Genomic DNA, 7601 nt, shown 5'->3' on the forward strand with positions numbered 1-7601 from the left:
CTCAGCGACCGGGTCGCCGCGCAGTTGCGCACGCTGATCGCGCAACGCGGCCTGGCGGTCGACGCGCGCCTGCCCGCCGAGCGGGCCCTCGCCGCGGAACTGGGCGTCTCGCGCCCGGTGCTGCGCGAGGCCATCGCCCAACTCGCCAGCCAGGGGCTGCTGCGGGCCCGGGTAGGTGGCGGCACCTACGTGCAACGGCCGCCAACCCCGGAAGACCAGGTGGTGGCGCCGCTGCAGCCGTTCCTGCCGTTGCTGCACGCCGACCCGGAGTACCGTTTCGACGTGCTGGAAGCGCGCCATGCGCTGGAAGGCGCCACCGCCTGGCATGCGGCGCTGCGCGCCACCGACAACGACCGCGCGCGCATCGAGGCGGCCTACGAGGCGCTGCTGCAGACCCATGCGCAGGCCGATGCGGCGGCGCAGGCGCACGCCGACGCCGATTTCCACCTGGCCATCGCCGAGGCCACCCACAACCGGGTGCTGCTGCAGGTGATGCGCGGGCTGTTCGACCTGCTGCAGGCCAACATCTCGCAGAGCCGGCAACAGCTGTTCGAATCGCCGCGCATCTTCTCCGCCCTGCTCGCCCAGCACCGCGCCCTGCGCGACGCGATCCTGGCCGGCGACCCCGAACGCGCACGCGCCGCCGCGCACGCCCACCTGGAATTCGTGCACAGCGCGCTGCGCACCCTCGACGAGGACGATGCGCGCCGCGCCCGTGCCTCGCGCCTCCCCTCCTCTCCCTGACCGCCCTGCCCCCATGATCATTTCCGCCTCCACCGACTACCGTGCCGCCGCGCAGCGCCAGCTGCCGCCGTTCCTGTTCCACTACATCGACGGCGGCGCCTATGCCGAGCACACCCTGCGCCGCAACGTGTCCGACCTGAGCGACATCGCCCTGCGCCAGCGCGTGCTGCGCGACATGTCGGCGCTGGACCTGCACACCGAGCTGTTCGGCGAACGCCTGGCCTTGCCGGTGGCGCTGGGGCCGGTGGGCCTGACCGGCATGTACGCGCGCCGCGGCGAGGTGCAGGCGGCCAGGGCGGCGGCGGCCAAGGGCGTGCCGTTCACCCTGTCCACGGTGTCGGTGTGCCCGATCGAGGAAGTGGCGCCGGCGATCGACCGGCCGATGTGGTTCCAGCTGTACGTGCTCAAGGACCGCGGCTTCATGCGCAACGCGCTGGAGCGGGCAAAGGCCGCGGGCGTCACCACCCTGGTGTTCACCGTGGACATGCCGGTGCCGGGCGCGCGCTACCGCGACGCGCATTCGGGCATGAGCGGCCCCAACGCGCCGCTGCGGCGCATGCTGCAGGCCGTCACCCATCCGCGCTGGGCCTGGGACGTGGGCCTGCGCGGGCGCCCGCACGATCTGGGCAACATCTCCACCTACCGCGGCCATCCCACCGGGCTGGCCGACTACATCGGCTGGCTCGGCGCCAACTTCGATCCGTCGATTTCGTGGAAGGACCTGGAGTGGATCCGCGAGTTCTGGACCGGGCCGATGGTGATCAAGGGCATCCTCGATCCGGACGATGCGCGCGATGCGGTGCGGTTCGGCGCCGACGGCATCGTCGTTTCCAACCATGGCGGGCGCCAGCTCGACGGCGTGCTGTCCAGCGCGCGGGCGTTGCCGGCGATCGCCGATGCGGTGAAGGGAGAGCTGAAGATCCTGGCCGACTCCGGCGTGCGCAACGGCCTGGACGTGGTGCGCATGCTGGCGCTGGGCGCCGACACCGTGCTGCTCGGCCGCGCCTTCGTCTACGCGCTGGCCGCCGCCGGCCAGGCCGGCGTGGAGCATCTGCTGAGCCTGATCGAGAAGGAGATGCAGGTGGCGATGACCCTGACCGGCGCCAAGTCGATCGCGGCGATTTCGCGCGAGTCGCTGGCGCAGGTGACGCGCGAGGGAATGGTCTCGGCGTAAAGCGGTCGCGGCAGCCCTGGCACCGCCGCGACCGACCTGCCCTAGCCGGCCTTGCGTCGTGCCGGGGCCTTGCGCGCAGCCGGCTTGGCCTTCTTGGCCGCCGCCGGTTTGGCGCGCGTCGCCTTCTTGGCCTTGCCGGCCGCGCTCTTGGCCGGCTTGCCGCTCTTCTTCGCCGCGGTCTTGCGCACCGGCACGCGCTCGTCCTGCCTGGCCGGCGTGCGCTTCTTGGCGTCCAGGCTCTTCTGCAGCAGCGACATGAAGTCGACCACGTTGGTGGTGGCGTCCTCGCGCTGCGGCGCCTCGGCATCCTCGTCGACCTGGGTGGTGCCCTCCTGCGCCTTGATCCGTTTCTGGATCACCGCGTGCAGTCGCTCGCGGAACTCGTCGTGGTAGGCATCGGGGTCCCAGCGCCCGGACATCGAATCGATCAGCTGCGCCGCCATCTCGGTTTCCTTGGCGCTGATCCGGTAGTCGGCGGCCTTGCCGCTGGGCAGCATGTAGTCGTCCAGGTCGACCAGTTCCTGCGGGTAGCGCAGCAGGATCAGCACCAGCGCATCCTGCAGCGGCATCACCGCCGACAAATACTCGCGGGTGCGGATCACCACCCGCGCGATGCCGACCTTGCCGGTGTTGCGCAGGGTCTCGCGCAGCAACACGTAGCCCTTCTCGGCCTTCTTGCCCGGCACCAGCACGTAGGGTTTCTCGAAATAGCGCAGGTCGATCTCGGCGGCGTCGACGAAGGCCTCCACTTCCACCGTCTCGTGGCTTTCCGGTGCGGCCGAGGCGATGTCCTGCTGCTCGACCACCACGTAGTTGCCCTTGCTGTATTCGTAGGCCTTGACGATGTCCTTCCACGGCACTTCCTCGCCGGTGTCGGCGTTGACCCGCTCGAAGCGGATCGGGCGCTTGTCGCGCGCGTCGAGCATGCGGAAGTGCAGGTCGATCCGGCGTTCGCCGGACATCAGCGACACCGGCACGTTGAGCAGGCCGAAGGACAGCGTGCCGGTCCAGATCGGGCGCGGCATCAGTGCGCCTCCACGCCGGCGGCCTGCGCCGGCAGGTGATCCAGCGCCTGCCAGGCATCCTCGATCACCTGCCGCGCCTGGGTCCAGTCCAGCCGCGAGTCGCCACGCATCAGGTCCCAGTGCGCGGCCAGTTCGTCCTCGGTCTCGGCAACGGGCCCGCGCGGCCAGCCGCGGGCATGGGTCTGCAGGGCGAAGGCGTAGGCCGGGCACAGGTCGCGCCACGGCGTGCGGTGGCGGGCGCGGCGCTGGCGGTAGTCGGCCAGGCTGTAGCGGCGGTAGTCCGGTGCGTCGTGCGGACGCAGTGCCGCACCACGGCGGCGCGGCGGCGAAGCGCTCGGCAAGGGATCCAGATGGGCGTTGAACAGCAGCGGGTCGGGGCGGTCGCTGGGGCGCATGGCAGGGCTCCGGGCGGCAACGTCGGCGGGGGGATGCGCAGCAGTAGCGCTGCCGCCGTTAGCGACCCGTGACCGATCCGTGGAGGATGCGCGATTCGCAATGGCTTCACCGCGCCGGCGGTGAACTGGACCTCCGCCATTCCCTGGAGGAACCGGACATGTCCACGCCCACCGATCCGCTGCGCCAGGCCGCGCCCGTCCCCGGCGAACAGCGCGGCAAGCGCCAGACGCAGGACCGCGAAGACCGCGGCGCCGGCGACCGCCCCGAGACCATCGTCGAACACGAACCGCGCACCGGCGAGAACCGCCCTGCCCCGCCGGACACGCCGGCGCACTCCACGCCGGACACCGCGCACGGACGGCATGCCGACGCCAACCAGGACGAAGCCCTGGAAGAGACCTTCCCCGCCAGCGACCCGGTGTCGCCGTTCGTGCCGGCGAAGGCGCCGAAGGCGTCGTAGCGCATCGAAGTCTGGCGTTAGACCAGCATCAGTGTGGAAGTGATTTCAGGGCACCTCAACAAATCTCGACTGCAACATCAGCCGCGATGAGCGACATCATCGGCGCGTCCGACTGCACTGCAGTCGGGACTGAAGTCCCTCCCACAAGGAGGGGCGGAGGTGAGCGCTTCCATCGACACGATCGGAAACACGGTGCAGAAGATCTCGCTGCACCGCGTGCCTTCCGCCACTACACCTTCCCCGCCGCCTCCAGCGCGGCGTACTCGCTGTCGCTGAACAGCCGCGAGCGCACCAGGAAGCGCACGCCCTCGCCGTTCTCCAGCGAGAACATGCCGCCGCGGCCGGGCACGACGTCGATGATCAGCTGGGTGTGCTTCCAGTAGGCGAACTGCGAGGGGCTGATGTAGAACGGCGCCTGCCCGATCTCGCCGAGCAGCACGTCGCGGTCGCCGACGATGAAGTCGTCCTGCGGGTAGCACATCGGCGAGGAACCATCGCAGCAGCCGCCCGACTGGTGGAACAGCAGCGCGCCGTGCCGCGCCCGCAGCTTGGCGATCAGCTGCAGGGCCGGCAGCGTCGCCAGCACCTGCGGCGGCAGCGCGTCAGCGGGCGCGGACGCGTCCATCAGGCGGCCATGTCCAGCACGATGCGGCCTTCGATCTTGCCGGCGTGCATGCGCGTGAACACGTCGTTGACGTTGTCCAGGGTGTCGGTGGCCACGGTCGCGGCGACCTTGCCCTGCTCGGCGAATTCCAGCGATTCCTGCAGGTCCAGGCGCGTGCCGACGATCGAGCCGCGCACGGTCACGCCGTTGAGCACCATGCCGAAGATGTCCAGCGGGAACTGGCCCGGCGGCAACCCGTTGAGCGAGACGGTGCCGCCGCGGCGGACCATGCCGATGGCCTGCTCGAACGCCTTCGGCGACACCGCGGTGACCAGCGCACCGTGCGCGCCACCGATTTCCTTCTTCAGGTACGCGACCGGATCGGTGGTGCGCGCATTCACCGTCACCGTCGCGCCCAGGCGCGTGGCCAGCGCCAGCTTGGCGTCGTCCACGTCGACCGCGGCCACGTTCAGGCCCATCGCCTTGGCGTACTGCACCGCCATGTGGCCGAGACCGCCGATGCCGGAGATCACCACCCAGTTGCCGGGCCGGGTGTCGGTGACCTTCAGGCCCTTGTACACGGTGACGCCAGCGCACAGGATCGGCGCGACCTCGACGAAGCCGATGTTCTTCGGCAGGTGGCCGACGTAGTTGGCATTGGCCAGCGCATATTCGGCGAAGCCGCCGTTGACCGAGTAGCCGGTGTTCTGCTGCGCCTCGCACAGGGTTTCCCAGCCGCCCAGGCAATGCTCGCAATGGCCGCAGGCCGAGTACAGCCACGGAATGCCGACGCGATCGCCTTCCCTGACGTGGTCCACGCCGGCGCCGACCGCCACCACATGGCCCACGCCCTCGTGGCCGGGGATGAACGGCGGGTTCGGTTTCACCGGCCAGTCGCCCTCGGCCGCATGCAGGTCGGTATGGCACACGCCGCAGGCTTCGATCTTGACCAGGATGTCGCCGGCCTGCGGCCGCGGCACCTTCACTTCCTCGATCACCAATGGCTTGCCGAACTCACGCACCACGGCGGCTTTCATCGTCTTGTCCATCGCAACGCTCCTGAGAAAAACGGGTACTGTCACCATCGCGCGACCGGCGACGGAGTGCCTTGATCCAGATCAGTTCGCAGGCGGACGACGGCACGCCGGCAGCGTGCCGCCGCCCTGCCCGGCGGGTCAGAAGAAGCCCAGCGCCTTCGGCGAGTAGCTGACCAGCAGGTTCTTGGTCTGCTGGTAGTGGTCGAGCATCATCTTGTGGTTCTCGCGGCCGATGCCCGACTGCTTGTAGCCGCCGAACGCGGCATGCGCCGGATAGGCGTGGTAGCAGTTGGTCCACACCCGCCCGGCCTGGATCGCGCGGCCCATGCGGTACAGCCGCGCGGCATCGCGGCTCCACACGCCGGCGCCCAGCCCGTACAGCGTGTCGTTGGCGATCGCCAGCGCGTCCGCCTCGTCCTTGAAGGTGGTCACCGACACCACCGGGCCGAAGATCTCCTCCTGGAACACGCGCATCTTGTTGTGGCCCTTGAACACCGTCGGCTTGACGTAGAAGCCGCCGGCCAGCTCGCCATCCAGCGCGTTGCGTTCGCCGCCGATCAGCACCTCGGCGCCTTCCTGCTTGCCGATGTCGATGTAGGACAGGATCTTCTCCAACTGCTCGCTGGAGGCCTGCGCGCCGACCATGGTATTGGGATCGAGCGGATTGCCCTGCTTGATCGCCGCCACCCGCTTGAGCACCTTCTCCATGAACTTCTCGTAGATCGACTCCTGGATCAGCGCGCGCGACGGACAGGTACAGACCTCGCCCTGGTTGAAGGCGAACAGCACGAAACCTTCCACCGCCTTGTCGAGGAAGTCGTCGTCCTCGGCCATCACATCGGCGAAGAAGATGTTGGGCGACTTGCCGCCCAGCTCCAGCGTCACCGGGATCAGGTTCTGGCTGGCGTACTGCATGATCAGCCGGCCGGTGGTGGTCTCGCCGGTGAAGGCGATCTTGGCGATGCGCGGGTTGCTGGCCAGCGGCTTGCCCGCCTCCAGGCCGAACCCGTTGACCACGTTGAGCACGCCCGGCGGCAGCAGGTCGCCGATCACCTCCATCAGCACCAGGATCGAGGCCGGGGTCTGCTCGGCCGGCTTCATCACCACGCAGTTGCCGGCGGCCAGCGCCGGCGCCAGCTTCCAGCACGCCATCAGCAGCGGGAAGTTCCACGGGATGATCTGGCCGACCACGCCGAGCGGCTCGTGGAAGTGGTAGGCGATGGTGTCGTGGTCGATCTCGGAGATGCCGCCTTCCTGGGCGCGCACCGCGCCGGCGAAGTAGCGGAAGTGGTCCACGCACAGCGGCACGTCGGCGTTGAGCGTCTCGCGCACCGGCTTGCCGTTGTCCCAGGTCTCGGCATAGGCCAGCAGCTCCAGGTTCTGCTCGATGCGGTCGGCGATCTTCAGCAGCACGTTGCTGCGCTCGGTGCTGGAGCTCTTGCCCCAGGCGTCCTTGGCGGCGTGCGCGGCGTCCAGCGCCGCCTCGATGTCCTCGGCGTTGGAGCGCGCCACCGCGGTGAACACCTTGCCGGTGATCGGCGTGCTGTTGTCGAAATACTGCCCGCTCTTCGGCTCCACCCACTTGCCGCCGATGAAGTTGCCGTAGCGCGACTTGAAGATGGACTGCGGATCGGTGGCATGCGGCTTGGCGGTGCTGACGGCATTCATCGTGGTGTCTCCTTCGGCGGTCGAGAAGGACAGGGCAGGCCCGTCCGGGTAGCTGCACAAGCGCAAGTCCGATGCCAGGTTTTGCGTGCTGCGCCGCGTCACCCGGTCGCACCGCGACACACCGACGCACCCCCTGCGGTTTTGCTGCGTCGCGTCACGTCTGTCGATTGCGCCGCGCCTGCGGATGTGCTGTTTATCGGAACACCCGTATCACCAGGTGTCGCAATCTGCGACAGCGGAGCCGGACATGGCGCAGCACCCCTCGCAACACCAACTCGGCCAGGCCCGGCGGGCCTTCTTCGAACGCGGCGGCGCGCCGGTCGGGCAGGTGCCCGACACCATCCTGCAGTCGTGGCAGCGCTGCCAGCGCCTGGGCCTGGCCGCGGACGCCAAGCCGGCGATCGAACCGCTGGAAGCCTCGCGCCTGCGCGCCCTGCGCGAGGCGCACGAGCGGCTGTGGCGGCTGGCCCGCGCCGAACTGGAAGGCCTGGCC

At 69.4% G+C, this 7601-nt stretch carries 8 protein-coding genes and 1 pseudogene; 4 read left to right on the top strand and 5 right to left on the bottom strand.

Annotated elements, in window-relative coordinates; translation table 11 throughout:
- The coding region (gene lldR / locus D183_RS0117065) for a transcriptional regulator LldR (protein WP_017910066.1) at positions 1-744 on the top strand (744 nt) is incomplete at its 5' end.
- Positions 745-757: 13 nt separating this feature from the next.
- The gene (gene lldD, locus D183_RS0117070) at positions 758-1918 is read left to right on the top strand and encodes an FMN-dependent L-lactate dehydrogenase LldD (protein WP_017910067.1); all 1161 of its coding nucleotides are present in this window, start codon (positions 758-760) and stop codon (positions 1916-1918) included.
- Between the two features lie 41 nt (positions 1919-1959).
- Here lldD and ku read toward each other — a convergent pair whose 3' ends face one another.
- Both ku and D183_RS0117080 read right to left on the bottom strand, forming a co-directional pair.
- Positions 1960-2943, bottom strand: coding sequence for a non-homologous end joining protein Ku (ku, locus tag D183_RS0117075; RefSeq protein WP_017910068.1), 984 nt, complete (start codon positions 2941-2943; stop codon positions 1960-1962).
- Entirely contained in the window at positions 2943-3338 is a 396-nt protein-coding gene (locus D183_RS0117080) for a hypothetical protein (RefSeq protein ID WP_017910069.1), read from the bottom strand. Before D183_RS0117080 ends, ku begins: the two co-directional genes overlap by 1 nt.
- A gap of 158 nt (positions 3339-3496) precedes the next feature.
- On the opposite strand from D183_RS0117080, the gene D183_RS0117085 reads away from it, so the two are divergent.
- Positions 3497-3799 carry a hypothetical protein gene (locus tag D183_RS0117085; protein ID WP_026144577.1) on the top strand — a complete coding sequence of 101 codons (303 nt, stop codon included), beginning with the start codon at positions 3497-3499 and terminating at the stop codon, positions 3797-3799.
- Positions 3800-4028: 229 nt separating this feature from the next.
- Here D183_RS0117085 and D183_RS0117090 read toward each other — a convergent pair whose 3' ends face one another.
- From D183_RS0117090 to adh, 3 genes are all read right to left on the bottom strand, one after another.
- Positions 4029-4424 carry a DUF779 domain-containing protein gene (locus D183_RS0117090; protein ID WP_017910071.1) on the bottom strand — a complete coding sequence of 132 codons (396 nt, stop codon included), beginning with the start codon at positions 4422-4424 and terminating at the stop codon, positions 4029-4031.
- Positions 4424-5452, bottom strand: a complete 1029-nt coding sequence (adhP, locus tag D183_RS0117095; RefSeq protein ID WP_017910072.1) for an alcohol dehydrogenase AdhP — start codon at positions 5450-5452, stop codon at positions 4424-4426. The genes D183_RS0117090 and adhP overlap by 1 nt, the downstream gene beginning before the upstream one ends.
- A gap of 126 nt (positions 5453-5578) precedes the next feature.
- On the bottom strand, positions 5579-7108 hold the full coding sequence (gene adh, locus D183_RS0117100; protein WP_017910073.1) for an aldehyde dehydrogenase: 1530 nt from the start codon (positions 7106-7108) through the stop codon (positions 5579-5581).
- Between the two features lie 247 nt (positions 7109-7355).
- Here adh and D183_RS0117105 point away from each other — a divergent pair.
- A pseudogene (locus D183_RS0117105) lies at positions 7356-7601 on the top strand (sigma-54-dependent Fis family transcriptional regulator); the annotation flags it as partial.

Source organism: Xanthomonas sp. SHU 199, assembly GCF_000364665.1.
Classification (GTDB): domain Bacteria; phylum Pseudomonadota; class Gammaproteobacteria; order Xanthomonadales; family Xanthomonadaceae; genus Xanthomonas_A; species Xanthomonas_A sontii.

What these genes read in the sequence shown, in the direction of transcription:
- D183_RS0117085 (WP_026144577.1), top strand. Translation starts at nt 3,497, where the DNA reads ATGTCCACGCCCACCGATCCGCTGCGCCAGGCCGCGCCCGTCCCCGGC.
- D183_RS0117090 (WP_017910071.1), bottom strand. Translation starts at nt 4,424, where the DNA reads ATGGACGCGTCCGCGCCCGCTGACGCGCTGCCGCCGCAGGTGCTGGCG.
- adh (WP_017910073.1), bottom strand. Translation starts at nt 7,108, where the DNA reads ATGAATGCCGTCAGCACCGCCAAGCCGCATGCCACCGATCCGCAGTCC.
- ku (WP_017910068.1), bottom strand. Translation starts at nt 2,943, where the DNA reads ATGCCGCGCCCGATCTGGACCGGCACGCTGTCCTTCGGCCTGCTCAAC.
- adhP (WP_017910072.1), bottom strand. Translation starts at nt 5,452, where the DNA reads ATGGACAAGACGATGAAAGCCGCCGTGGTGCGTGAGTTCGGCAAGCCA.
- lldD (WP_017910067.1), top strand. Translation starts at nt 758, where the DNA reads ATGATCATTTCCGCCTCCACCGACTACCGTGCCGCCGCGCAGCGCCAG.
- D183_RS0117080 (WP_017910069.1), bottom strand. Translation starts at nt 3,338, where the DNA reads ATGCGCCCCAGCGACCGCCCCGACCCGCTGCTGTTCAACGCCCATCTG.